The organism is Dictyobacter aurantiacus (genome assembly GCF_003967515.1).
Classification (GTDB): Bacteria; Chloroflexota; Ktedonobacteria; order Ktedonobacterales; family Ktedonobacteraceae; genus Dictyobacter; species Dictyobacter aurantiacus.
The window spans coordinates 436,251-460,646 of sequence record NZ_BIFQ01000001.1; the positions used below are offsets into that span (position 1 = coordinate 436,251).

At 54.6% G+C, this 24,396-nt stretch carries 18 protein-coding genes; 15 read left to right on the plus strand and 3 right to left on the minus strand.

Annotated features, from left to right (window positions below):
• Nucleotides 1-74 precede the first annotated feature (74 nt).
• The 9 genes from KTT_RS01740 to KTT_RS01780 all read left to right on the plus strand — a co-directional run bounded on the left by KTT_RS01740 (nt 75) and on the right by KTT_RS01780 (nt 11,622).
• Entirely contained in the window at nt 75-2,411 is a 2,337-nt protein-coding gene (locus KTT_RS01740) for a xanthine dehydrogenase family protein molybdopterin-binding subunit (RefSeq protein WP_126594346.1), read from the plus strand.
• A gap of 13 nt (nt 2,412-2,424) precedes the next feature.
• Nucleotides 2,425-3,291, plus strand: a complete 867-nt coding sequence (locus KTT_RS01745) for an FAD binding domain-containing protein (RefSeq protein ID WP_126594347.1) — start codon at nt 2,425-2,427, stop codon at nt 3,289-3,291.
• A 367-nt stretch (nt 3,292-3,658) separates the two neighbouring features.
• Nucleotides 3,659-4,762: an aminopeptidase gene (locus tag KTT_RS01750; protein WP_126594348.1), complete on the plus strand. Its 1,104-nt coding sequence runs from the start codon at nt 3,659-3,661 to the stop codon at nt 4,760-4,762.
• A 139-nt stretch (nt 4,763-4,901) separates the two neighbouring features.
• Nucleotides 4,902-5,759 (plus strand): AAA family ATPase, encoded by an 858-nt coding sequence (locus tag KTT_RS01755; protein ID WP_126594349.1) that lies wholly within the window; start codon nt 4,902-4,904, stop codon nt 5,757-5,759.
• Nucleotides 5,759-7,114: a vWA domain-containing protein gene (locus KTT_RS01760; RefSeq protein ID WP_126594350.1), complete on the plus strand. Its 1,356-nt coding sequence runs from the start codon at nt 5,759-5,761 to the stop codon at nt 7,112-7,114. Before KTT_RS01755 ends, KTT_RS01760 begins: the two co-directional genes overlap by 1 nt.
• 47 nt (nt 7,115-7,161) lie before the next feature.
• Complete coding sequence (locus KTT_RS01765) at nt 7,162-7,479, plus strand: XdhC family protein (protein ID WP_126594351.1); 318 nt, start codon at nt 7,162-7,164, stop codon at nt 7,477-7,479.
• A 123-nt stretch (nt 7,480-7,602) separates the two neighbouring features.
• Complete coding sequence (locus tag KTT_RS01770) at nt 7,603-8,346, plus strand: XdhC family protein (RefSeq protein ID WP_126594352.1); 744 nt, start codon at nt 7,603-7,605, stop codon at nt 8,344-8,346.
• Between the two features lie 333 nt (nt 8,347-8,679).
• Nucleotides 8,680-10,038 carry an LCP family protein gene (locus KTT_RS01775; RefSeq protein ID WP_126594353.1) on the plus strand — a complete coding sequence of 453 codons (1,359 nt, stop codon included), beginning with the start codon at nt 8,680-8,682 and terminating at the stop codon, nt 10,036-10,038.
• A 162-nt stretch (nt 10,039-10,200) separates the two neighbouring features.
• The gene (locus KTT_RS01780; RefSeq protein WP_126594354.1) at nt 10,201-11,622 is read left to right on the plus strand and encodes an FHA domain-containing serine/threonine-protein kinase; all 1,422 of its coding nucleotides are present in this window, start codon (nt 10,201-10,203) and stop codon (nt 11,620-11,622) included.
• Here the strand turns inward: KTT_RS01780 and KTT_RS01785 are convergent.
• Nucleotides 11,619-13,301: an isovaleryl-CoA dehydrogenase gene (locus KTT_RS01785; RefSeq protein WP_126594355.1), complete on the minus strand. Its 1,683-nt coding sequence runs from the start codon at nt 13,299-13,301 to the stop codon at nt 11,619-11,621. The two genes, KTT_RS01780 and KTT_RS01785, sit on opposite strands and share 4 nt — an antisense overlap.
• A 267-nt stretch (nt 13,302-13,568) precedes the next feature.
• Here KTT_RS01785 and KTT_RS01790 point away from each other — a divergent pair, with 267 nt between their 5' ends.
• Complete coding sequence (locus KTT_RS01790; RefSeq protein WP_126594356.1) at nt 13,569-13,892, plus strand: ferritin family protein; 324 nt, start codon at nt 13,569-13,571, stop codon at nt 13,890-13,892.
• A gap of 126 nt (nt 13,893-14,018) precedes the next feature.
• On the opposite strand, the gene KTT_RS01795 is transcribed toward KTT_RS01790, so the two are convergent.
• Together KTT_RS01795 and murJ are read right to left on the minus strand one after the other, a co-directional pair.
• Nucleotides 14,019-15,050: a homoserine dehydrogenase gene (locus tag KTT_RS01795; protein ID WP_160145581.1), complete on the minus strand. Its 1,032-nt coding sequence runs from the start codon at nt 15,048-15,050 to the stop codon at nt 14,019-14,021.
• A gap of 19 nt (nt 15,051-15,069) precedes the next feature.
• Complete coding sequence (gene murJ, locus KTT_RS01800) at nt 15,070-17,427, minus strand: murein biosynthesis integral membrane protein MurJ (protein ID WP_126594358.1); 2,358 nt, start codon at nt 17,425-17,427, stop codon at nt 15,070-15,072.
• 315 nt (nt 17,428-17,742) lie between these two features.
• Here murJ and KTT_RS01805 point away from each other — a divergent pair, with 315 nt between their 5' ends.
• From KTT_RS01805 to KTT_RS01825, 5 genes are all read left to right on the plus strand, one after another.
• Nucleotides 17,743-18,669, plus strand: coding sequence for an acyl-CoA desaturase (locus KTT_RS01805; RefSeq protein ID WP_235845570.1), 927 nt, complete (start codon nt 17,743-17,745; stop codon nt 18,667-18,669).
• Between the two features lie 200 nt (nt 18,670-18,869).
• Nucleotides 18,870-19,934 carry a mannose-1-phosphate guanylyltransferase gene (locus tag KTT_RS01810; protein ID WP_126594359.1) on the plus strand — a complete coding sequence of 355 codons (1,065 nt, stop codon included), beginning with the start codon at nt 18,870-18,872 and terminating at the stop codon, nt 19,932-19,934.
• Between the two features lie 681 nt (nt 19,935-20,615).
• Nucleotides 20,616-21,602, plus strand: a complete 987-nt coding sequence (locus KTT_RS01815; RefSeq protein ID WP_126594360.1) for a glycosyltransferase family 2 protein — start codon at nt 20,616-20,618, stop codon at nt 21,600-21,602.
• Nucleotides 21,603-22,071: 469 nt separating this feature from the next.
• Nucleotides 22,072-23,868 carry an oligoendopeptidase F gene (gene pepF / locus KTT_RS01820; RefSeq protein ID WP_126594361.1) on the plus strand — a complete coding sequence of 599 codons (1,797 nt, stop codon included), beginning with the start codon at nt 22,072-22,074 and terminating at the stop codon, nt 23,866-23,868.
• Between the two features lie 276 nt (nt 23,869-24,144).
• Nucleotides 24,145-24,375 (plus strand): CsbD family protein, encoded by a 231-nt coding sequence (locus KTT_RS01825; protein ID WP_126594362.1) that lies wholly within the window; start codon nt 24,145-24,147, stop codon nt 24,373-24,375.
• The last annotated feature ends 21 nt before the right edge of the window (nt 24,376-24,396 follow it).

Here is a 24,396-nt window from a genome sequence, read left to right on the forward strand (position 1 = left end):
AGGATGCTCTCTAACCAGTGTTGTGTATGGAGTAAGTTTCATTTCTCAACGTATGAGAAAGGATATGTATACTCATGGGCATTGCAGCTATGCTTGGGACGCCGATTAAACGGCGCGAGGATCCCCGCTTGATTACTGGTCAAGCAACCTATGTCGATGACATCAAGCTTCTAGGTATGCTCCACATGGCGGTATTTCGTAGCACCTACGGACACGCCAGAATCAACAGCATCAATACGGACGCCGCCCGCCAGCTTCCTGGTGTGGTCGCAGTCTATACCGCGCAAGATCTAAAAGGTACCGTTGGCAATATCCCTGTGGCCGCACCTCTCCCCCCACATATCACCAATGGGATGGGACGGCGCCTGCCGCTGGCCGAAAATAAGGTCCGCTTCTATGGAGATCCAGTGGCCATCGTCATCGCGGAAAACCGCTATGTGGCCCGCGATGCCCTGGATCTCATCGACGTAGATTATGAGCCGCTACCGGCGGCCATCGATATCGAACAAGCTATGCAGCCTGATGCCCCGCTGCTCTATGAAGATTTCAAGAGCAATATCGCTGTCTCGCTTCGTCCTTCATCTGAAGCTATCGACAAGGTATTTGCCGAGACAGTAGCCAATGGTGGCGTCGTCGTCAAAGAGCGCTTTGTCAATCAGCGCGTGGCTCCATCTCCCATGGAGACCAGAGGGGTTGTAGCGGAGTTCAGGAAGTCCGATAAATCGCTCAACCTGTGGAGTTCGTCCCAGATTCCCCATCTACTGCGCAACTACCTGGCGGAACAACTCGGGCTAGCCCAGCACCGGGTACGCGTGATTGTGCCAGAGGTGGGAGGCGGTTTCGGCTGTAAACTGAATATTTATCCAGAAGAGGCGTTGGCCGCCTTCGCGGCCATGAAGACAGGTCGCCCGGTGAAATGGATCGAGGATCGGGATGAGAATCTGGCAGCCACCATCCATGGCCGCGACCAGGTCAATTATGTTGAGGCGGCCGCCACCCAGGACGGAAAAGTCGTCGGGCTCAAATTCCATATCATTTCGGACCTGGGCGCCTATCTACAGTTCTTCACCGACGTGATTGCGATCGCCTTTACGCTGCCCATGCTCAGCGGCTGTTATGATATTCCCAATATCTACAGTAGCTGCGACACCGTCTTTACCAATAAGGCACCAACGGACGCATATCGCGGCGCGGGCCGTCCCGAGGCCACCTATATGGTTGAGCGAGCCATGGACCTGGTAGCCAATGAGCTCAAGCGTGATCCAGCTGAGATTCGCCTGCGCAACTTCGTGCAGCCAGAGCAGTTCCCACATACGATGGCGACTGGCGCCCTCTACGATAGCGGCAACTACGCCGCGGCCCTTGAAAAGGCCATGGATATTATCCACTATGATATGCTGCGCGAGGACCAGAAACGTGCGCGCGCTCAGGGAAAGCTGATGGGCATCGGCATCTCGTCATACGTTGAGATCTGCGGCATTGGACCCAAAGGGACTACCCCCTTCGGCCTGTACGAAAGCGCCCGCGTGCGCATCGAGCAGACCGGAACGGTGATGGTCTATACGGGGTCGTCGCCCCATGGACAGGGTGAAGAAACAACCTTCGCGCAGATCGTGGCCAGTGAATTCGGCATTCCACAGGAGAAGGTCCTGGTCCTGCACGGCGATACAGATTCCACCCCTGAAGGACGTGGCACCTATGGTAGCCGCACCACCGCCGTCGGAGGAACGGCCGTCTATCAGGCATCGACGCGCCTGAAAGAGAAGATGAAAACCATCGCCGCCGCCATGCTGGAGGCCAGCGCCTCCGACATCGAGGTGGAAGATGGCAAGTTTACCGTTGCCGGCTCACCGCAAAAATCTGTCTCGTTCGAAGATGTGGCCGCCACCGCCAATACATCCAATACACTGGCTCCCGGAATCGAACCGGGACTGGAGACCACCGTCTTTTTTGAGCCTGAAGCCTGTACCTTCCCATTTGGTACCCACATCTGCGTCGTTGAGATCGATCAGGATACGGGAGAACCCGAGATCACGCGCTATGTGGCAGTCGATGACTGTGGCAAACAGCTCAATCCTCTCATCGTTGCCGGACAGGTGCATGGTGGCATCGCGCAGGGCGTGGGGCAAGCGATGTACGAAGAAGTGGTTTATAATGAAGACGGACAATTGCTGACGTCGACCTTCATGGATTACGCCATGCCGATCGCGCCAGAGTTGCCGTTCTTTGAGCTAGATCATACCGTCACGCCAACGACCGTCAACCCACTGGGTGTCAAGGGCGTTGGAGAAGCTGGCACGATCGGTTCGACACCAGCGGTCGCGGCTGCCGTAGCCGATGCTCTGAGTGTCAATCATGTCGATATGCCGCTTAAGCCTGAAAAGTTGTGGCGGATCATCCATAAGCAATAGAGAGGAAACATGTATGTCTGTACCAGCAGCATTCGATTATCATCCCGCCACAACGGTGGACGAGGCTATCGCGCTTTTGCAACAGTACGGAGATGAGGCAAAGGTGCTGGCCGGCGGCCATAGCCTGATTCCGGCTATGAAGCTGCGCCTGTCCCAGCCGGAACACCTGATCGATATCGCCAGGATCAGCAGCCTCTCCTACATCCGTGAGGAGCAGGGAAGCATCGCCGTGGGCGCCCTGACGACCTATAGTCAGATTGAAAAATCCGATCTGTTGCGCAAGCATTTTCCTTTGCTGCCAGAGGGAACGGCGATGATCGGCGACCAGCAGGTGCGCAATCGCGGCACCATTGGTGGCAGCATCGCCCACTCCGATCCCGCCGCCGATATGCCGGGTATCGTCCTGGCATTGAAGGCTGAAATTGTGGTGCGGGGACCACAGGGGCAGCGCACAATCGCGGCCGACGATTTCTTCGTGGATACCTTTACGACCGCATTGGAGCCCACAGAGATCGTCGTCGAACTGCGCCTGCCGATCCCGGCTGCCCAGACCGGATCGGCCTATGAGAAACTGGCTAACCGGGCATCTCATTATGCTATCGCTGGCTGCGCGGCCGTCATCACACGTGGCAGCGATGGGACCTGCTCAGCGGCCAGCATCGCCATCACCGGCGCAACCGTACGCACCATTCGTGCCAAAGCGGTCGAGAGCGCGCTGGTGGGCAAGCAGCTGGATGAGTCAACGATCAGCGCAGCCGTCAGCCACGCCACCGACGGTGAGGATGTGATTTCGGACATCCACGGTTCCGAAGAGTATCGCCGCAAAATGGCCGCCGTAGTTGCTCGTCGCACTATTCTCAAAGCCATCGAGCGTATTTAACACATCGTATATCCGCCCGGCGGCATGCTAATTCCCCACATGTTGGGAATCAGCATGCCGCCGAGCGTGTTCTCACCTGCGGTGCTCCGTAATCCATTATATATGGTTTGGTGCAGGGAGAACCTTGCACCTCACGTCTCAAGAGCGCAGAAAGCAGCTTCTCTGCTTAATTTTGTAATCTGGTGCATGGGCTGTGCGAATGCACAGCCCATGCACCAGATTACAAAATTAGCGCATCCGCGAAGCGGATGCGAGTATGGGGGCGCCAGTGCCCCATACTATTGAGAAGCAGCCACCCTCATAAAGTTTGTATAATAAGGAGACATATCTAAGATCTCATCCATCGCTAGAAAGAAGCCATGAACTCATGAACGATATCCGCATAGAGCGCTGGGCGCATACACTGGTCCACTACTGTCTCTATCTCAAGCCGGGGGATATCCTCGCCATCCAGGCAACGCCGCTGGCGACACCGTTAATTGAGGCCGTCTATCGCGAGGCGCTACGAGTCGGGGCCCAGCCGATTCCTCTGATCGAACTTGAAGAATTGACGCAGATCCTGTTACGTGAAGGAAGCGATAGTCAGCTCACAACACTTTCGCCGGTCACCCTGATGATGGCAGAGAAGGCAACCGCTCGCTTGAATATTTCATCCAGCAACAATCCTAAAGCGTTGAGCACCGTTCCACCGGCGCGCAGTGCCAAACGTCAGCAGGCCTCTCGCTCGATCGCATCGACGTTCCGTCAGCGCGAACAGGCCGGTGAGTTTCGCTGGTGTGGCACTCTCTATCCCACCACCGGCTATGCCCAGGAAGCCAACATGTCCCTGAAAGAATTTGAAGAGTTTGTCTTTGATGTCTGCTTCCTGAACGATCCCGATCCTATTGCACGCTGGAAGGAACTGGCCGGCCGCCAGCAGCGCTATGTCGATTGGCTGGTGGGCAAAAAACAGGTCCATGTGCTGGGCGAGGGCACAGATCTCAGACTATCGATCGCCGATCGCATCTTTATCAATAGCGATGGCAAACGCAACTTCCCCAGTGGCGAGTTCTTCACCGGTCCCATTGAGAACAGCGCCAACGGTGTGATACAATTCGATGTCCCGGCCACTTACGGCGGGAGGTCCGTCGAGGGGGTACGCCTGGTATTCCAGGAAGGTAAGGTCGTCGAGGCCAGCGCGCGCCAGGGTAATGACTATCTGCAGCAGATGCTCAATATGGATGACGGGGCTCGCTACCTGGGAGAGTTCGCCTTCGGCATCAATAAGGGTGTCACCCAGGCCACCAAACAAATCTTATTTGATGAGAAGATGGGTGGCACCATCCACATGGCCCTGGGCGCCAGCTATCCCGAGACCGGAGGACTCAACAAGTCCGCCCTGCACTGGGACATGGTCTGCGATCTGCGTACATCCGGTGAGGTATGGATCGATGATACCCTCTTCCTTAAAGATGGTCAGATCTTGATTTAATTCTCGCCAAAAAAAGATACACTATCATTATTCATTGGAAATGCTACCTTAGCACGTTTTGAAAGGCAGGCTTACGTTGGAGCAGGCACAGTTTAGCCAACCGAACAACTTTGCAACGATTGAAGATGTACAACGTGCAATGTCCGAGCAACATTACATCACAGATCGCAGTCTGGCAACTGCTATCTTTCTATCACTCAAACGACGTAAGCCACTCTTACTGGAAGGTGAACCCGGCGTAGGCAAAACAGAGATCGCCAAGGTGCTGGCGACCCTGCTGGGAACGCGCCTGATCCGCCTGCAGTGTTACGAGGGCATCGATATCAATACGGCGGTCTATGAGTGGAACTATACGCGCCAGATGCTACACATTCGTTTGCTAGAGGCCAGCGCCGTTAATCAGCCAGCCGAGATGAAAGAGATCTTTGGCCCCGATTTCTTGATGCAGCGTCCACTTCTGCAGGCCATTGATCCCAGCAACCCTACCCCACCGGTGCTGCTCATCGATGAACTGGATCGTAGCGATGAAGAGTTTGAAGCCTATCTGCTGGAGCTGTTGTCGGACTTCCAGATCACGATTCCAGAGATCGGCACCATCCAGGCTAAAGAGCCTCCATTCGTGATCATCACGTCCAATCGGACACGCGAGATTCACGATGCGCTACGCCGCCGCTGCCTCTACTATTGGATCGATTTCCCGACGCTGGAAAAAGAATATCAGATTATCCTGGCCCGCATGCCCGAGGCACCCGAGCGTCTGGCGAAGCAGGTCACCCACTTCGTCCATGAGTTACGCAACCAGGAACTGTATAAAGCTCCGGGCATCGCGGAGACGCTGGATTGGATGAGCTCGTTACTGGCCCTGGATCAACAGGAACTGACAGAAGGCGCAGTCCGCGACTCGCTGGGCGCCCTGCTCAAATATCAGGATGATCTGCTCAAAGTGGGTGGACTCGACATCGGCAAAATCTTACAGAAACTACGGGGAGCCTCCTGATGACAAACGCACAACCACCAGAGGAGCAGGCGGCTCAGGTGCTCACCCCCAGAGACATCGAGTATGGAGAACGCCTGCTCTATCGCCTGACCGAGTTTGGTCGTCTCCTCTGGGAATCAGGCATCAACGTCGGACCGCATCAACTTCTGGAGGTGGCGGAGACGTTGAATGCTATTGATATCACCAATCCAGAGGATTTTTACGCCGCCCTCAAGTGCAGTCTCCTGACGCGCCATGAGCAGGAACCGATCTTCGACCAGATGTTTAACTACTTCTGGTCGCTGCGGAACAACCTGGATAAAAAGCTTGAGAACAATACCAACAACGCCATCAAGCGCGAGGAGCGCCAGATGCGCCTGCCACCCTCGGAACGCAAACGGCTGGCCGAGCACCTGAAAACCAGTGAGACGCGCAAAGAACTGCGCGGCGAGATGCGTCCCTCGGAACGCAAACGCACAACCGAGGAGGACGACAAAGAGACGAAGAATGACCTGGGCGAGCCGCAGGGAACCGCCTACAGCGCCATTGAACAACTGCGCAAGAAGGACTTTGAGAACTTTACCTGGGAGGAAGTGCAAGAAGCCAAGCGCCTGATGTCCGAGATGCACTGGAATCTGGGACAACGTTCCACCCGGCGCAAGGCTCCAGCTCGCACAGGCTCGTATCCCGACATGCGACGCATGGTCAGGCGCAATCTCAAATATGGAGCGGAAATGATCGAGCTGACGTGGCGTGAGATCAAGCAGAAGCCACGCCCCCTGGTCATTATCTGTGACATCAGTGGCTCAATGAGCCTCTATTCACGCCTGCTACTCCACTTCATTCATACCGTCTCAAACGGCCTGATGAATGTGGAAGCCTTTGTCTTTGGCACGCGTCTGACGCGCATCACGCGCCAGTTGAAGAGGCGCGACGTGGATGACGCCGTGCGCGACGTCTCTAAATCGGTGCAGGACTGGTCGGGAGGAACACGCATCGGGGATGCCCTGCACTACTTTAACTATCACTGGTCAAAGCGCGTCCTTGGGCGCGGCGCCGTGGTCTTAATTATCAGCGATGGCTGGGACCGGGGCGAGGCCGGGACGCTGCAGATCGAGATGGATCGTCTGCAACGCAGCTGCCATCGTCTGATCTGGCTCAACCCATTGCTTGGTTCACCCGACTATCGACCACTCACCATCGGCATGAAAACATCGCTCCCGTTCATCGATGATTTCCTGCCCTCAAACAACCTGGATAGCCTGATCAACCTGGGCCATCTTCTCTCCAACATCAATGAGAGTCGGCCGGATCGCAGCGCGGCCGCACGGCGCAAAGCGGTCGAGGCATGGAGCAAACCCAAAAAACGTTATTGATATTCTATGCAAGAGGCGCTGTTTAGTTAAGCGCGGAGGAAACAGATATGCGCGACGTACTACCCGATATTGAGAAATGGCGTGCACAGGGTGAAAAGGTCGCGGTGGCGACGGTCATCAGTATGATCGGCTCGGCGCCCCGTCTTCCTGGTGCCAAACTGGCCGTCAGCGAAAAAGGTGAGCTAACCGGCTCCGTCAGCGGAGGCTGTGTCGAGCCAGCCGTGGTGCAGGCCGCCATGGAGGTTATCAAAAACGGCCAGCCCCAGTTGCTCGAATTCGGCATCAGCGAAGCCGATAACATCGAAAAAATCGGCCTCGCCTGCGGTGGCACCATCCGGGTCTTCGTTGAACGCCTGGATTGGTAACCCCCAACCCCGCAAACCCCGTAGGTGCCGGGCTTGCCCCGGCTTTGATGCATAACGTTGAACGTATAATCCCGTGCGGGCGCATCATGCCACATACACACAACAAAGGTAGGAGGAGATCCCATGGGTGGACTCTATGAAGAATTCAGGGATAGATTGGGACAGGAGCAAGGTATCGCCATCGCGACAGTGGTGCGCGGCCCGGCACACGTCGGGGCAAAGATGCTTATCTATCCCGACGGCAGCAACCGGGGGACGCTGGGCTCCTCCCACATCGACCAACAGGTAATCGGGGACGCCACGCAGGCCATCTGGAACGGAGTCGCTTCGACCCACACCTATACCACAGAAGAAACGGGTTCCCAACCGCTGGAGGTCTTCATAGAAGGTTTCCCGCCACCCCCCGAACTGATTATCGTCGGAGCCGGTCACATCGCCATTCCACTCACCACCTTCGCGAAAACCCTCAATTATCGCGTCGTTGTGATCGATGCCCGCGCCGCCTTCGCGACCGAAGAACGTTTCCCCCATGCAGACGAATTAATCGTGGCCTGGCCGGACGAAATCTTAGCCCAGCGACCAATCTACCCATCGACATCGATCGCCGTCCTGACACACGATCCCAAGTTCGATGAGCCGACCCTCAAAGTCGTTCTCGAACGACACGCAGGCTATGTAGGAGCAATCGGTAGCCGCAAAACCAGTGCCGAACGCGCCGAACGCCTGAAACAACAGGGACTCAGCGATGAGCAGATCGCCCGCATCCATGGACCCATCGGCCTCAACATCGGTGCCACCTCTCCCGAAGAGATCGCCCTGGCCATCATCGCCCAGATCGTCGCCTATCGCCACAACCAACAACTCTAAACACCATCTTGCGCCGACGCATTTCTCTCTTCCGCGCCGACGCAATCTCACCCCATCCTCTTTCATGTGAGGTGAAGTGGGACCGGCTGCGGCCGGTCCCACTTCACCTCACATATTCCCTTAGGCGCCGAAGGCGCCTGCAATTGCATTAGTACTTTGATGGGATAGATGAGGTCAAAAAAATTAATATGAAACTTCTCCAACCTTGAATCGTCTTTATGTAAGAGTCTATAATTCACGATTCTTTACATTCATGGGGTCAAGCAAATGATCCAAAACATGTATTATGCTATATCATACTAGCGCAACAAATTTCTAAGCAAAGGATATACAATGTCGGATAATCGCTATCGACCGGACGATGCAACCGAGGCATTCCCTCCGCATCAACCACAATCGGGTCAGGGCCAGGGACCTCAGGGAAAGTTGATTCTTGGCAACTTTCATCAGCAGCAGCAGAATCAACGTCCGGCACAACCATTTCCACCACAGCAGCCTGGTGCGCAACCCTTTAACCAGCCGCACCAGCATACGCCAGCGCAACATCAGCAGCACAACTATGTGCCTCAGCAACCCGCACCCAATGCGTATCCTTCTCATCAGCCAGGGCCTGGACCACGACCTGGACAGGGTGGGCAGGCTGGCAATACACCGCAGCCGCCGATGAAGCCGCGTAAGAGAAGGAACAAGCGCAAGATCGGCTGCCTGAGCGTCCTGGCCGTCCTCGTCGTGCTCATCATTGTTGGGGCGATTACGACACAGCGCGCGCTGGCCTTTGGTTCAGCCATCTCCACTCAGGCACCACTTACGACACAGACGGGCTATATGAGCACCGATCAACGCACCAACCTGCTGGTAATGGGTTATGGTGGTGGCACTCATGATGGAGCCAACCTGACCGACTCGCTAGTCGTGATCAGTATGATCCCTTCTACCAGACATACCTCGCTGGTTTCGATACCCCGCGACCTATGGGTGCAGAATCCTCCAAACTCGGGCAACTTTTCAAAGATCAACGCGGTCTACCAAACAGCCTCCAACAACGGGCAGAATCGCACGGCAGGTGCCGATGCAATGACCACCAAGGTTTCACTGGTCACGGGTATGGACGTCAAATATTGGATGATGATCGACTTCACCGGCTTTAAGACGTTTATCGACTCTATTGGTGGCGTCGATGTCTATGTGCCAGACTCATTCAATGCCTGCTATCCCAACAATGACGATGCCGCCAAAGACGCCAGCTGGAGGGTGGTAGATTTCGAAAAGGGCAATCAGCATATGGATGGGGCGACAGCGATTGCTTACGCACGCGCGCGCGAACCCATGAGCGTGTGTAGCGATAAGCCCTCTAAGAATCAGGCCGAATTAACCGACTTTGGGCGTTCCGCGCGCCAGCAGATCATCATCAAAGCGGCCCTGGCCAAGCTGCGCGATATCGGCACCTGGCCGCGCTTCTTCAGTGCGATGGACGCGCTGGAGAAGACCGTCCACACCAACATGTCGCTGGCCGACCTGGGTCTATTCTCACAAAAAATGGACCTGAACGATCCGCATACCGCGCACATCGGTCTGAGCACCAGCAACGTGATGGCTATCGATACCGCCAGCGATGGTGAATCTATCGTTGTCCCACAGGGAAATAACTGGGGGCTCATTCCTGCTTACATCAAGCAACACCTTTACAACTAATAACTGGAGATAGCCTGCACGCATAAGCCCGAAGTTCTTCTCATCCAGAAAGGAGCTTCGGGCTTTCTCTATTATTCTCACTATTCCTGGTTTGTGTTACAATGCCAGCAGCGATACGGCGCATCAGGAAGGTGCGTTCCTCCTCAGTTGAAAGGAATAGCTATGCCACAACGTGATACGCGTCTCATTGGTGGAATTTACCGCATCGGACAAACTATTACAGCCGGCGGCATGTTGACCACAGCAACAGCTTATAACCACAATACAAATGACGTGGTGGGACTGTATGTGCTAAATATTCCTTCTACTGATCTGCTGGATACCCTTCCTGCCCTGCTGAGACCATATGAGAAACGCCGCGGCATCAACTCTCCACATATATTGCGCGTGCTGGATTGGGGTATGGATGGCACACGCATCTATATCGCTACTGATCCTCCACGGGGCATTACACTGCAACATGTGCTGGATACGGAAAACATTAACCTGCCGCGAGCACTGGATTTTTGTCGTCAGCTGACCATTGGTCTGAAGGCATTGCATGCCGCTGACATCTTTGGCCTGGACCTGCGTCCGCAGTTGATTACTGTTGATACCCTCGGTATACAGGACAGGGTGCAGATTGATGATATCGGCCTGCGTTCGTTACTACAGCAGCTGCGTTATGTTCCCCGTCAGAGCAACGAAGACATTGGCTATCTGGATCCCCGGTACGCGCCACCGGAATACATCAATCACCAACCATCCCGCCCTCAAAGTGATATCTACCAGGCGGGTCTGTTACTCTTTACCCTGGTGACGGGTCGGCTCCCATTTGTGGGGCGCACGACCGCTGAGACGGGCATCCTGCAAACCAGTAGCCCGGTTCCATCGATGCGCGTCTTCAAGCACCAGACACCTGACGAGGTACAACAACTGGTTGAGCGGGCAATGGCCAAAGATCCAGCCAGGCGCTTCAGCAACGCGGATGAGCTGCTTATGGCGCTGGAACAGGTGCAGAAACAGACGCAAAGGCAGAGCCCCGTTCCAGGTGCTACCTCCAATGAAAAAGTAGCTGAACTTGACAGGAGTATCAGCTATACGGCGGAGATATCACAGGCGGAAATGGAAGCCGCCTTAAAGGCGCCAGTAAAGCGAACAAAGTCCGCCTCGTCCGCTGATGCCGCAAAGGCGCCCCGATCCATGCAACCGTTACCAGCCAACCTGCCCACCAGCCAGGGCGTTTATGCTTACCTATGTTTTGAGCAGGGAGACTATCCACAGCGCATTGCGCTTACACAGCCCAGCACCATCATTGGCCGCTTGGATCCCAAACGAGGACTGAGCCCCGACCTGGACCTCAGCCATATTGATCCAAAGATGAGCATTTCACGCCAGCATGCGCGTATCCGCTTTGAAGGTACCTTCTTTACATTGGAAGACCTCAAAAGCCGCAATAAGACCCGGATGGAAGATCAGGTGCTGACCCCGCTGAAACCAGAACTGCTCAACCACGGAGCGCAGATCTCCTTCGGCAGTGTACGCCTGCACTTCGAGGTTCCAGGTATGGAGAGTCGCCAGCCCCATAAGCCTGCTAATAATTAGAGCGCCGACCAGGCACGAGTCAGAATAGGTTCCACATCCACGCCTGCAGGCAAGGTGCCAAAGGCATGGCCACTTTCTTCCGCCAGCCGTGATGCACAGAAGGCATCAGCGACCTCTGAGGGTGCATGCTGGACCAATAGAGATGCCTGCCAGAGAAGCGCCATCCTTTCAACCAGGCGGCGTGCCTGCCATTCACGTTCCTCCGGCGCCATACCAACGAGCTCGTGCTGAAAACGGGCACTGGCCCTGTCCAATCGCTGATCGGCGCAACGGCCGCGCGCTATCTCAGCCAGAAACGCATCGAGCGCCTGGGGATCTTTGCTTATCGAGCGCAGCACGTCCAGGCAGATAACGTTGCCAGAACCTTCCCAAACCGAATTGACCGGCATCTCACGATACAGGCGCGGCATCCCGCTCTCCTCCACATAGCCGTTACCTCCCAGGCACTCCAGAGCCTCAGCGGCAAGTTGCGGACCTCGTTTGGTCACCCAGTATTTGGCGATGGCCGTTCCCAGGCGTTGGATAAGGCTCTCGTGCGCATCGGATCGGGACTGGTCGCAGGCATGCGCGAGACGGAAGGCCAGAATAGTGGCGGCATCGGACTCGATGGCCATATCAGCCAGAACATTGCGCATCAAGGGCTGCTCCAACAGGCAGCGGCCAAAGGCCTCGCGGTACGTAGCATGGTGAATGGCCTGGGTCACCCCCTGCCGCATCAGGGCAGCTGTTCCCAGCACACAATCCAGGCGCGTACAATTGACCATCTCGATAATCGTTCGCACCCCACGTCCCTCTTCACCAAGCCGTAGCGCCCAGGCGTCCACGAATTCCACCTCGCTGGAGGCATTGGAACGATTGCCCAGCTTATCTTTTAAGCGCTGCAGAAAGAAGTTGTTGCGTGTACCATCGGGCAAGATACGTGGCAGCAAGAAGCAGGTTAGTCCACCAGGAGCCTGAGCCAGCACCAGGAAAAGATCGCTCATAGGGGCCGAGCAAAACCACTTGTGTCCCGTTAATACATAAGCCGGCTCGCCATGCTCCCACATCACCGGACGGGCCTGTGTGGTATTGGCTCGCACATCTGACCCTCCCTGCTTCTCGGTCATCCCCATCCCACACAACAGCCCCCGCTTCTCCTGAGCAGGTCGTAGACCTGGATCATAGGTATTGGTGATCAGTAGCGGCAGCCAGGGAGCGGTTACCTCGGGATATGCACGCAAGACAGGATACGCGGCATGCGTCATGGAGATGGGACAACCATGGCCGGCCTCGGCCTGGGTACATAAATAAAAAATAGCGGCCCGCGCCACATGGTTGCCCTGGGACTGCTCCTGCCGCCAGGAAAGGGAGTGTGCCCCATGCTTTACCGACATCTGGAGAAGTTCATGCCAGGCTGGATGGAACGCTACCTCGTCGATACGCTGGCCATAGCGATCATGGGTACGCAAAACTGGCACGGACGTGTTGGCTGTCTGACCCCAATCGATGGCCTCCTCGCTCCCCACTAACGCGCCCAATTCAGTCAAACGCGCCTCGGCCCAGTCTGCTCCTTCGCTCCGTACGCAATCCATTAACGTCTGGTCCTGCGTGAACGCATTATAGTTCACCAGCGGCGGCGGCTGATTCAAAACCATATGGGTCGCGTGCAGCCCCGCAGCATGTTCAACTCTATTCACCATAATCTCCTTTGATCTGACCGAATAGCTCCTTCAAAGAATATGATACCTTCAATTTGGGGCGAAAGCCACCGTTTTTCTACAGGAAAACCCGATTATTCCTCTGACTCACCTTTCCGGACAACTAATGAGCAGAGATCATCGTGTAATAAACAGTATGCTACTTATGCTATACCTATACCAGATACAGCCTTGATACTCAAGGTAGCGGGTAAACACATATGCATACGGCCAGATAGATTTTTAGCTATAAGAAAAGAGATAAGAGACATGGGTACAAATCAATATCATGAGCCTGCTGCAGAACTTTCACCTCAGACACGCACATTCGCACGTATCATAACGTCGCTACAGGAGGAATGCGAGGCGATCAACTGGTATCAGCAGCGTATTTCAGTGGAGCCAGATCCAGAGGCGAAGGCGATTATGCAGCACTCGCAGGAAGAGGAGTTCCTGCACTTTTCGATGGACCTGGAATTTCTGCTGCGCCGCACACCTAAGTGGAAGGCGGCCGCGCAAAATATCCTGTTCAAGGATGGCAACATTATAGACAATGCCGAAGAAGGTGAAGAGCAAGAAGAGAAGCTCGATTAATCCGCGAGATAAATACGCCGTACGGGCGGCCGCTGGCTCGGCGGGATCTGGTTTTTATATTACTGCAAGGGCGCGCATTCACGCCCTTGCAGTAATATAAAAATTGACCCCATTGGTGTTATCTGTTTATAGCGTCTTAGCGATGGCGATCACATCGGCCAGCAATCCCTGGCCGGTCTGTAGCCGTCCAGCGCCGGGGCCGCTGATGGTAACGGTAGAGAGGGAGTCACCATGGAAGGTGATGGCGTTCATGGCGCCATCGACATGGGCCAGAGGATCCTCCAGCGGCAAAGCAACGGGTTCGACACTAGCCTGCAGTTGTTCCCCATCGCGGGAGAGCGATGCGATCAGTTTGATGCGTCTGCCATCACGGGCAGCCTGCTGCACCTGTTCAAGCGTAACGCCGGTAATACCCTGACGCTGAACCTGAGCCGGCTTGATAAACTGACCAAAGACCAGGGCGGCCAGGATCACCGTTTTGGCCACCACATCATACCCTTCGACATCCGCGGTCGGATCTGCTTCGGCATAGCCCTGAGCCTGCGCCTCAGCCAGCACCTCGGCATAGCCACGTCCTTGAGCCATGGCGCTCAAGATATAATTCGTGGTGCCATTAAGGATGCCACGTACCGCGTGCACTTCAACGCCGGCCATCCCCTCACGCACCGTGCTCAGCACAGGAGTTCCCGCCATCACAGTGGCCTCCATCCGAAACTGGACCCCTTGCTGGCGAGCCAGATCCAGCAGTTCGCTGGCGGCCAGAGCGGCTGGACCTTTGTTAGCCAGCGTCACGTGCATTCCCTGCTGCAAAGCCGTACGTACATGGCTCAGTCCCGGCTCGGCATCCCGCAGATTCGTCCAGGTCGCCTCAGCCAGTATATCGGCCTGAGTGGCCTGCAAACCTTCCAGCGCACTGGACCAGTGGCGTACACCCGGATGCTGAGTGAGAGGCTGACGCCGCGCAGCCAGTTCAAGCAGGGTAGCGATATCCAGCCCCTCTTCACGATAAATGAAGCCGTGGCGGCTATTGGCCACGCTCACCAGCGCAACATCCAGGTCATACTCACGCCGCAACAGATCCCGCTTCGTCTGCAAAAGTTCGGCCAGGCCCTGACCAACAACGCCAAAGCCGATAAGAGAGAGACGTACTTTTTTCATACACACCAACCAGCCTGAACTATATCCACGATAATTTGAGACGATCCAGAATACGCTTGATGGGTCCCAATTCCTGGATACCCAGGAAGCGCGAAGCGCGTACATACACAAACAGGCCCACAAAAACTTCCACGCCCAGTTTGATCATCGCCTCAATAGTACCGATAAGACCGGTGGACTGTCCATTCGTGGTATCCAGAAGACGGTCGAGCAACTCGCGCGCAACAAAGACCACCACTGCCATGGCCAGCGAGGCCAGCAATACACGTCCGATAAATCGCAACAGTTCTCTGGCCTGCAGACCTCCCAGGCGCTGATTTAATAGCCAGAAAAGAACCGTTGCCTCCAATATATTCGCCGCCGAGGTCGAGAAAGCCAGTGCCGCCAGACCCCAGTTGGTTCCCCAGACTGCCGCGTTGACCACCACCAGACTCAACGCGATCTTAAACACAAATTGCGCTATACTCACAATCACCGGTGTCTTGGTATCGCGTAAGGCATAAAACGAGCGCGTTAATAATTCAACTCCGCAAAGACCCGCCAGGCCGAGCGAAAACGCCGCCAACGGCCAGTAAGTCGCCTGCGCACTATCTAAATTATAATGTCCATGCTGCAAAAGGACCTGAATCACAGGCAGGCCCAGAATGATCAATCCTATGCCGGAAGGGATCGTTGTAAAGAGGACGCTACGCAACGTCTCAAGAATTGTGCTGCGTACACGATCGAAGCGTCCCTTGGCCACGTTTTCGGCCAGCGTCGGAAAGACGGCGGTCGCCGGTGAGAGACCAAAGATACCGAAAGGCAATAGCACCAGTTGGAACGCCTGATAGTACTGGGTGACACCACCACCGGCGGAGCCCACAACCAGCAAGATCAGGTTGCGATCAACGAATGTCGACAGATAGATCATTGCCGAGTTGCCGATACGCGGCAACATTGAGCGTGCGATCTGTATTACCCCTGGATCTTTCCAGTCGAACGAGCGGGTATACTTCATGCCCACCTTCGCGAGTCCAGGGACCTGCGCGCCAACCTGTAGCAGAGCGCCAACGACCACGCCCCAGGTGGCGGAGTAGACAGCCAGCTGGGGGTTGCCCCGGCCAGCAAAGGCAATGAAGATACCAGGGACCAGACCACCGATCAGGCCAACATTATAGAGAACCGAACCGATAGCGGAAAGCTTGAAATCCTGTTGCGCGTTCAGCACTGACGTCACGATGACACCGCCACCCAGAATGACCGATTGCAACAACATGATGCGGGTCAAAGAAGCAATCAGATCCAGCTGAGCAGGTGGGGCTCCAATATTATAAATGGGAACAATTTGACGCGCAAAAATGATGCCAATCAATGCCAGGACGGTCATGATCGTGATCGCCAGGTTTAAGGCTGAACTGGCTACGTGCCAGGCCTTCCGCTCGTCTTTTTCACCAACCATATAATTAGTGAACACAGGGATAAAGGCCGAGCTGAGAGCACCACCGGAAACGATATTAAAAATAAAGTCAGGGATCAAAAATGCCTGCAGGTACGCATCGGAAACAGGACTGGTACCAAAGACATAGGCGAACATTGACGTACGCAAAATACCCAGGATACGACTGGCCACAAACGCGATCGTGAGAATCGACATCGCGCGACCTACGCGCACTTTCTGGATCATACCGGTGTCTTGAGATGAAGACGACGCGGGCTGCAGATTGGCATTAGCGTTAGCCGTAGGTGGCTCACGCCTGGGCAGCCGCAGGCTCTCTGGTGGCTGGGTAGACGCGCGTATCGGAGCCACCGTCTCTTCATTGTCGTAATCTGGCAATGATACCCGCGGCGAAAATTGAGATGGCGGGGCCGGTGTGCGCGGCACCCTGGGACTGGCACTCAACGAGCCACTGGGAGGTGGCAGACTATCAGCCTCGGCCCGTGCCGATCTGTTCCCGCCCTTCCAGGGAAACATGGCCGTGACATCCCCACCACGAATACGGCGCTGTTGACGCCGCATACGCTCTTCGCGCAACTGCTGCAGGCGCTCCTGACGCAACTGGGCCATGGGTTGTGATGGTTGGGGCACGTCAAAGTACTGATATTCGGTCCCCTGACCAAACCCCAGAGTCATGCCCATATCCTGCATCGGTCGCTGGGATTGCTGCTGATATTGCTGCTGATATTTAGAAGGCACCTGTGTCTGTTGAGGATCCTGTGCCTGCGAGGGATGCTGCGGTAATGGCCGTCCTGGTGGAGAGGCAAATGACCGAGGAGGAGCACCTGAAGGAGTGGGAGGCCTCACTTCGGTGGCATCCTGATCATACTGCCATCCATAATACCCTGGCTGTTCTGATTGCCTCTGATCAGATCGAGGCCGCTGTTGTCCTTCGTTTTCCACGTTCTTCTCTATCGATAAATCGCAATGAGCATAATAACTCAATCCAATTACATTTTTATACAGTATTGTGCGTCAAGCATACCATACTGGCACGGCTCCTGACTAGAGGATCAGTATGATGGTACTCATCACTTCTCTTCCCTCTGTCCATTATCGGCAGGCAGCAGCCGGCTGTGAAGCAGTGCATACACAACGAACATAGGAAAATCGGGACCTGTCTAAATCGTGTGAAACAAATCAGAAATAGATTGGCTCTTACTTACATAACAACTGTCAAGATAAGTCACAGATAAGATTCGTCTCGCAGAGAGATGTATGAAATCTAGCAATAGCGCAATCGGAGGTTTGATGAAATCCAGTCCCCTGTATAAAGCTGTCCTTATACTTGTAGTAACACTTCCCTTCCTGGCCACGATATATGCGATGTGGGCCCTCTGGAATAGAGCGGTCTTCCTATCAGATATTGTAATGCTGCTTATTATGTACACCTGCATTACCTTTGGCGTTACCGCCGGCTTTCATCGCATGTTGACGCACCGCAGCTTTCGCGCCCATCCCATCATTAAGTTCCTCTTGCTGGTCTTTGGATCGATGTCCCTGGAAGGATCGGCCTTAGAGTGGGCCTCCACCCACGTCAAGCACCATGCGCAGGCCGATAAAGAGGGTGATCCACATAGCCCAACCGAAGGCTTTGTTCACGCGCACCTGGGCTGGCTCTTCAAAGATCGTATGGCCGATCCCAATGTCTATTGCCGCAACCTGGTCAATGATCGCATGGTTGTCTTTGTCAGTCGCACCTTCCTGGTGTGGGTGGTGCTTTCTCTGCTTATCCCCCTGGCCATCGGTGGCTGGCATGGCCTGCTCTGGGCGGGACTGGTACGTATCTTTATCGTGCACCATGTAACCTGGAGCGTCAACTCTATCTGTCATACCTTTGGCAAGCGCGAGTTTGAAACCACTGATAAGAGCCGCAATGAATGGATCGTTGGACTGCTGGCCTTTGGTGAGGGCTGGCACAATAATCATCACGCCTTCCCCCGCTCAGCCTTCCATGGCCTTCACTGGTGGCAGGTCGATCTCTCAGCTTACCTGATTCGGGCGCTGGAGAAAGTAGGACTGGTCAAGGACGTGTATCGCATCCCTACCGATATGCTCAAAAATCGCTATCAAAATATGACGCCTAAAACAACACTGGCACCTTCAACCCCAATCATGGAAAAAGTGGCAAGCGTCAGCAAATAAGCCCTGTAACAACATCCACCCATGATGCCTATAGTATGCCAGGAGGACTGTCCTGTCCTCCTGGCATTTTAGTTCTACAGTTTGACAGCGGCTGCAAACACCGATACAATCCCCCATAGACTAGATACGCGACAACAGATTTCCGCAATCAGTCATAGTTGACAATGCAGGATTCGCAATAGGAGGCGGATAAGCTCTTTATGAAACATCTTAATGCCGTCATTTTAGCGGGTGGCAGCGGCACACGTTTATGGCCCCTGAGTACACCCAGCTTTCCCAAACAATTTCTCCCACTTCCAAGTGGTCAAAGCATGATACAGGAGACGCTGGACCGTGTTGCTCCACTCGTGACTCCCGAACAGTCCTGGGTTGTCACAGGGGACGGTATGGCGGACCTGGTACAGGAACATCTGCCAACGATACCCGCCAGCCATATTTTACGTGAACCAATGGGGCGCAATTCGGCCCCCGCCATCGCCTGGGCCGCCGCGTCGATCGCCCGGCAGGATCCAGATGCGATTATGGCCATCTTTAGCGCGGACGCGGTGATCACACAGGTCAAAAGCCTGCGTCAAACTCTGGGCCTGGCCTATGAGCTGGCCGAGCAGGGCAAGCTAGTCACGATTGGCATCCAACCGACCTCGCCCGAAACCGGTTATGGCTATATTCGCTTCGCCGATGAGATGGCACAGGGCGCCGGCTACAAAGCATTCCAGGTGGAACGTTTCGTGGAGAAACCCAACCTGGAAACCGCCCAGAGCTATCTTGATGACGGACACTACGTCTGGAATGCGGGGATCTTTATCTGGAGCGTCAAGGCTATTCTGGCCGAGTTTGAGGCCCACCTGCCACAGGTGGCCAGGCAGATACAAGACATCGTCGATGCGGCTCCAACCAAACATAGCAAGGACACGCTGGCTAAGGTATGGCCAGAGATTCAGTCCATCTCCATCGACTATGGTATCCTCGAAAAGACACAGAACCTGGCCGTCATACCGGCACAATTGGGCTGGAACGATGTCGGCAACTGGCAGCAGTACGGCGCGCTCTTCCCCTGTGATGACCAGGGCATCCACGCGGTAGGTTCCCACATCGGCCTGGGCAGCCAGAACGTCATCGTGTACAACAACACCAAACGCCGCGTGTATACCATCGGCCTGGAAGATATGATCGTGGTTGAGATGGATGATATCACCGTCATCTGCCATAAAACCCATGTCCACCGCGTCAAAGAATTAGCCGAGCAGCAGCACAAAAAAGCATAAGGGAAATTTCGTGCTTCTGTAAAAAATGGGCCGATGCGCATGCGCATCGGCCCATTTTTTACAGAAGCACGAATCAATATGCTATAATTGTTCAGAGATTCGTAATGCCTCATTGAAAAGGGGGTTGCCCATGTTACTCTCCAGCGATATATGCTCCGATAAAGATACACGCATCCCATCGCTTTTAGACCTCTCACCGTGGCAACAGACGTATATGTTCCAACACCTGCAGCGCACAACTATGGACCATTAGTACGCAATCAGCAGGTATGTTTCTTCTCAAATAGCAAAGGGATACTCCAGTGAGGCATAAATACATGCAGATACGTGCCATCGATATACAATTGCTCACGACTATGATAGACTTTGGGCGCTACGTCTACTTGGTTACGTTGACCCAATGATATACAGCAGGTATGTCCCACGAAAAGGAACCGCGCACAGCCAGAGTTCCACAGCAGTCACGCAGAGGAAAACAGCACCCGGACATGACTACAAGCAAACACCATACCGTATTCATACGCTGGTGCTTCATCGTTACCCTGTTCGTGACATAAATGGAAGGATGGAATGGGACCAGGAACGTACTTTCGAGGGACTACCGACCCGTATACCCGCTATATCGGGCTGGTAGGAATGTTTCGTGGATAGAGTTTAGAGTAGCAAGGAAGGACATTACAGATGACTACCCGTCCATATCGTCAAAGTATTCCCGAAGAAATTCTCGCGCTTTCGCATGAACGTGACCTCCTTCGGCGTAAAGGACAATACGATCGCGCTGACATGCTCAAGCAGCAGCTTGAGGATGCTGGCTACGTCGTCAAAGATAATCCACATGGAGCCCACCTGGTGATTCTGCCCCACATTTTTGTGGATGGCACGTTGTATCGTACAATCCGCCAGATGCCTTCATTGCTCGATGAAGCTGACCTGTGCACCTTTTCAGTCAATATCCTTGCTCAGAACAACAGCGAGCAGACGCGCCGCTGTGTCGATAGTGTACTCAGCCACGCGGGCAATACGTCGATTGAAGTTATTCTGGTAGATAATGCTTCACAGGATGGCCTCGATATCTGGGCGGAAGCGCTGCAGCACCAGGACAGCCGGGTGCATGTCCTGCGAGCCACGCGCAAGATGGGGATCGCCGAGGCGCGCAACATCGGACTCCAGCAGAGCCGCGGCCGCTATATCCTGTTTCTCGATAGCAATGTCGTGCTCACGGGCGACATCTTTACCCCTCTGGCTAAAACACTTGAGGACCCCCAGGTCGGCCTGACGGGTCCGCGTGGTCTGCGTACCGATGATCTGCGCCATTTTGAGGAGAGCGAGGAGAACGAGGTTGAAGTCATCGATGCACAGTGCATGGCCTTTAAGCGCGCGCTCTTGAAAAAAGCTGGCCTGCTCGATGAGGGATATCGCTATCCAGACTACATGGATGTCGACTTCTGCTTTGCTATCCGCGACCTTGATATGAGTATTGTGCGCACCCCGGATCTGCCCTTGCTGTCTCATCCCGTACCACTCAATCCTGCGCAATCGGAGTCCGAGCGCACGCGCCTGAAGAAGCGTAACTTCTATCGCTACCTCTCCAAATGGGGCGCGCGTGAAGATCTGTTGCTTGAGGGATTTGATGATGATGAGGAGTATGAAGACGAAGAAGAGGAGTAGTGCTTTCATTAGCTTTCACACCTGCGGTGCTACACATACATGGTGTATTGGTGCAACAGGGGCGCTTTCGCGCCCCTGTTGCACCAATACACTAAAATAATGCGGCCGCGTAGCGGACGCGCGTGTGGGGACAGGCACGCTCCCCCAGAGTGGCAAGAGTAAGACACATTCTTACATCTGGCGTCCCCAAAAATTGGTGTTTCTGCCCCTTATTTATGATAAGCCACGCCGCTCTCTCTCCATGGTGGCCTGGCACATTCTCGGTCCAGCGCAGCAACAGCCCCAGGAAAAAGTTCAGATGTGTATATTCCCGCATAGATGGAAGGAATCGGCATCCCGGCGCTCTGAACTATGGGCGCATCCATAGAGGAAACGCCTGTCACCGGGGCTGGGGACATATGATATTATGTGAGTACATCCAGAAACAAACAGGACCGTTTCCTATCATTGATGAAAGGTCGTACCAACATTGCAAACGTTTAAGAAGCGTGAAGAGATCCCTACCGAGTATACCTGGAACCTTGAGAGCATCTATACGCAAGATAACGGCTGGGAGAGTGATTTCCAACATATCCAGCAGCGCCTGCCAGCATTGGAAGCGCTCAAGGGAACACTGGCACAAAGCGGGAGCGCCCTGTTAAAAGTGCTGCAGACACGCGATGAGATCACAGAAGCACTGGAAAAACTGTATGTGTATGCCTCCATGCGTAAGGATGAGGATACCACCAATAGCAAATACCTGGCGATGGCTGATCGGGCGATGCAACTATTCGTGCGCACATCTACGGTCGCGGCATTCATTGAGCCAGAGATCCTCGCTCTTCCGCAGGAGACACTCAATCAATACATCCAGCAGACGCCGGGCCTGGAGCTCTATAATGTCCAGCTTCAGGATCTGAATCGCAAGCGGCCGCATGTGCGTTCCGCTGAAGTAGAGGCCGTGCTGGCGGCCGCCGGCGAAATTAGCGATGCTCCAGATGCGATCTTCTCAATGATTGATAATGCTGACCTGAAGCTGCCCGTGATCCGCAATGAAGAGGGCGAAGAAGTTGAGCTGACGCAGGGCAACTATCTGACCTTTATCCGCAGCAAAGATCGACGCGTGCGTAAGGATGCCTTCGAGGCCCTGCATGGCACGTTCTTGAAGCAGCGCAATACCATCGCGGCCACCCTGGCGGCGCAGGTAAAAACCGATATCTTCTATACACGGCAGCGCAACTACAGTTCCAGCCGCGAACGCGCGCTCTCACGCTACAATATTCCGGAGAGCGTCTACGATAATCTGATCGCTACGGTCAGCGAGCATATCCCACTGCTCAATCGCTACATGAAGCTGCGCAAGCGCATCTTGCAGCTTGATGAATTGCACATGTATGATCTCTATACCCCGATTGTGGAAGAGACCAGCGATACCATTACGTATGGACAGGCTCGCGATACCATTATTCAGGCGCTGGCACCGCTGGGCGAAAACTATATTTCCGTGCTGAAGGATGGCTTTTCAAAACGCTGGATCGATGTGTTTGAAACACCGGGCAAGCGTGGGGGCGCCTATAGCGGCGGCGCCTATGGTACCCAGCCGTTTATCCTGCTGAACTTCCAGGAGAAGCGCGAGAGCATGTTCACCCTGGCGCATGAGCTTGGCCATTCGATGCACTCGTACTTCACCCGCAGCAATCAGCCCTACCAGTATGGAGACTACACCATCTTTGTCGCCGAGGTCGCCTCGACCCTCAATGAGGGCCTGCTGACCGAATACCTGCTGAAAAACACCGACGATAAAGCGCTGCGCATCGCTATCCTCAACCATGCGCTGGAGGATATCCGGGCCACCCTCTTCCGGCAGACGATGTTCGCTGAGTTCGAGCAGCAGATCCACGGTCACGCCGAGAGTGGCGAGGCCCTGACCGCCGATACCCTGACCGCCCTGTACCGGGGCCTCAATGAGAAGTACTATGGTGGCGAGGCCGTCATCGATGATCTGATCGGCATCGAATGGGCGCGCATCCCCCACTTCTACTACAATTTCTATGTCTACCAGTATGCGACTGGCATTTCGGCCGCCTCAGCCCTGGTGCAGCAGATCCTTACCGAGGGTCAGCCAGCGGTTGAGCGCTACCTGAAATTCCTGAGCTCCGGCTCGTCCAACTACAGCATTGATCTGTTGCGCAATGCCGGCGTCGACATGACCACACCGGAACCGGTGCGACAGGCGTTCCAGCTCTTCGAAACCCATCTATCCCAGATGGAAGAGCTTCTGGGCTAATAGCTCTTTCAGAGCAGACGCAGGGCGGCCGCTGACGCGGCCGCCCTGTTTTTTTATAGTAGTGCAACAGGGGTGCGTCCGCACCCCTGTTGCACTACTATAAAATATATAGATATGTTTTATACAACAATATTGTTAAAGCATGTGGATCTATTGATAGTAGAGGTTATTTGTATCCATCTGGTCCCTCTAATGAGTATCACAAGGGAAGGGTGAAAATTACTTCATCCTAACGCAATAAAGCGCAAGAAGCTTCATTCAAAGGAGAAAAATCATATGAGCGACTACAATAACGACCGCAAAGACTTAGGCGACCAGGGCACTGAGGATACCTTGAAGGGTAAGCTGAAAGAGACCGCTGGTAAAGTCCAGAGTAAGCTCGGCCACGCTACAGATAATCCTAAGGAAGAGGCTCGTGGCGATTCTAAGCAGTTCGAAGGCAAGACCCAATCGACTGTTGGTCATACCGAGCGCAAGATTGACAACACCCTCGATCCAAATAAATAAGGTGCCAGTAGCCACTTCTCC

Excerpts from the sequence above, each read along its gene's own strand:
- KTT_RS01805 (WP_235845570.1), top strand. The coding sequence starts at position 17,743 with ATGAAATCTAGCAATAGCGCAATCGGAGGTTTGATGAAATCCAGTCCC.
- KTT_RS01810 (WP_126594359.1), top strand. The coding sequence starts at position 18,870 with ATGAAACATCTTAATGCCGTCATTTTAGCGGGTGGCAGCGGCACACGT.
- KTT_RS01750 (WP_126594348.1), top strand. The coding sequence starts at position 3,659 with ATGAACGATATCCGCATAGAGCGCTGGGCGCATACACTGGTCCACTAC.
- KTT_RS01795 (WP_160145581.1), bottom strand. The coding sequence starts at position 15,050 with ATGAAAAAAGTACGTCTCTCTCTTATCGGCTTTGGCGTTGTTGGTCAG.
- KTT_RS01770 (WP_126594352.1), top strand. The coding sequence starts at position 7,603 with ATGGGTGGACTCTATGAAGAATTCAGGGATAGATTGGGACAGGAGCAA.
- KTT_RS01815 (WP_126594360.1), top strand. The coding sequence starts at position 20,616 with ATGACTACCCGTCCATATCGTCAAAGTATTCCCGAAGAAATTCTCGCG.
- KTT_RS01740 (WP_126594346.1), top strand. The coding sequence starts at position 75 with ATGGGCATTGCAGCTATGCTTGGGACGCCGATTAAACGGCGCGAGGAT.
- KTT_RS01785 (WP_126594355.1), bottom strand. The coding sequence starts at position 13,301 with ATGGTGAATAGAGTTGAACATGCTGCGGGGCTGCACGCGACCCATATG.
- KTT_RS01760 (WP_126594350.1), top strand. The coding sequence starts at position 5,759 with ATGACAAACGCACAACCACCAGAGGAGCAGGCGGCTCAGGTGCTCACC.
- KTT_RS01755 (WP_126594349.1), top strand. The coding sequence starts at position 4,902 with ATGTCCGAGCAACATTACATCACAGATCGCAGTCTGGCAACTGCTATC.
- KTT_RS01825 (WP_126594362.1), top strand. The coding sequence starts at position 24,145 with ATGAGCGACTACAATAACGACCGCAAAGACTTAGGCGACCAGGGCACT.
- KTT_RS01790 (WP_126594356.1), top strand. The coding sequence starts at position 13,569 with ATGGGTACAAATCAATATCATGAGCCTGCTGCAGAACTTTCACCTCAG.
- KTT_RS01780 (WP_126594354.1), top strand. The coding sequence starts at position 10,201 with ATGCCACAACGTGATACGCGTCTCATTGGTGGAATTTACCGCATCGGA.
- KTT_RS01745 (WP_126594347.1), top strand. The coding sequence starts at position 2,425 with ATGTCTGTACCAGCAGCATTCGATTATCATCCCGCCACAACGGTGGAC.
- KTT_RS01775 (WP_126594353.1), top strand. The coding sequence starts at position 8,680 with ATGTCGGATAATCGCTATCGACCGGACGATGCAACCGAGGCATTCCCT.
- KTT_RS01765 (WP_126594351.1), top strand. The coding sequence starts at position 7,162 with ATGCGCGACGTACTACCCGATATTGAGAAATGGCGTGCACAGGGTGAA.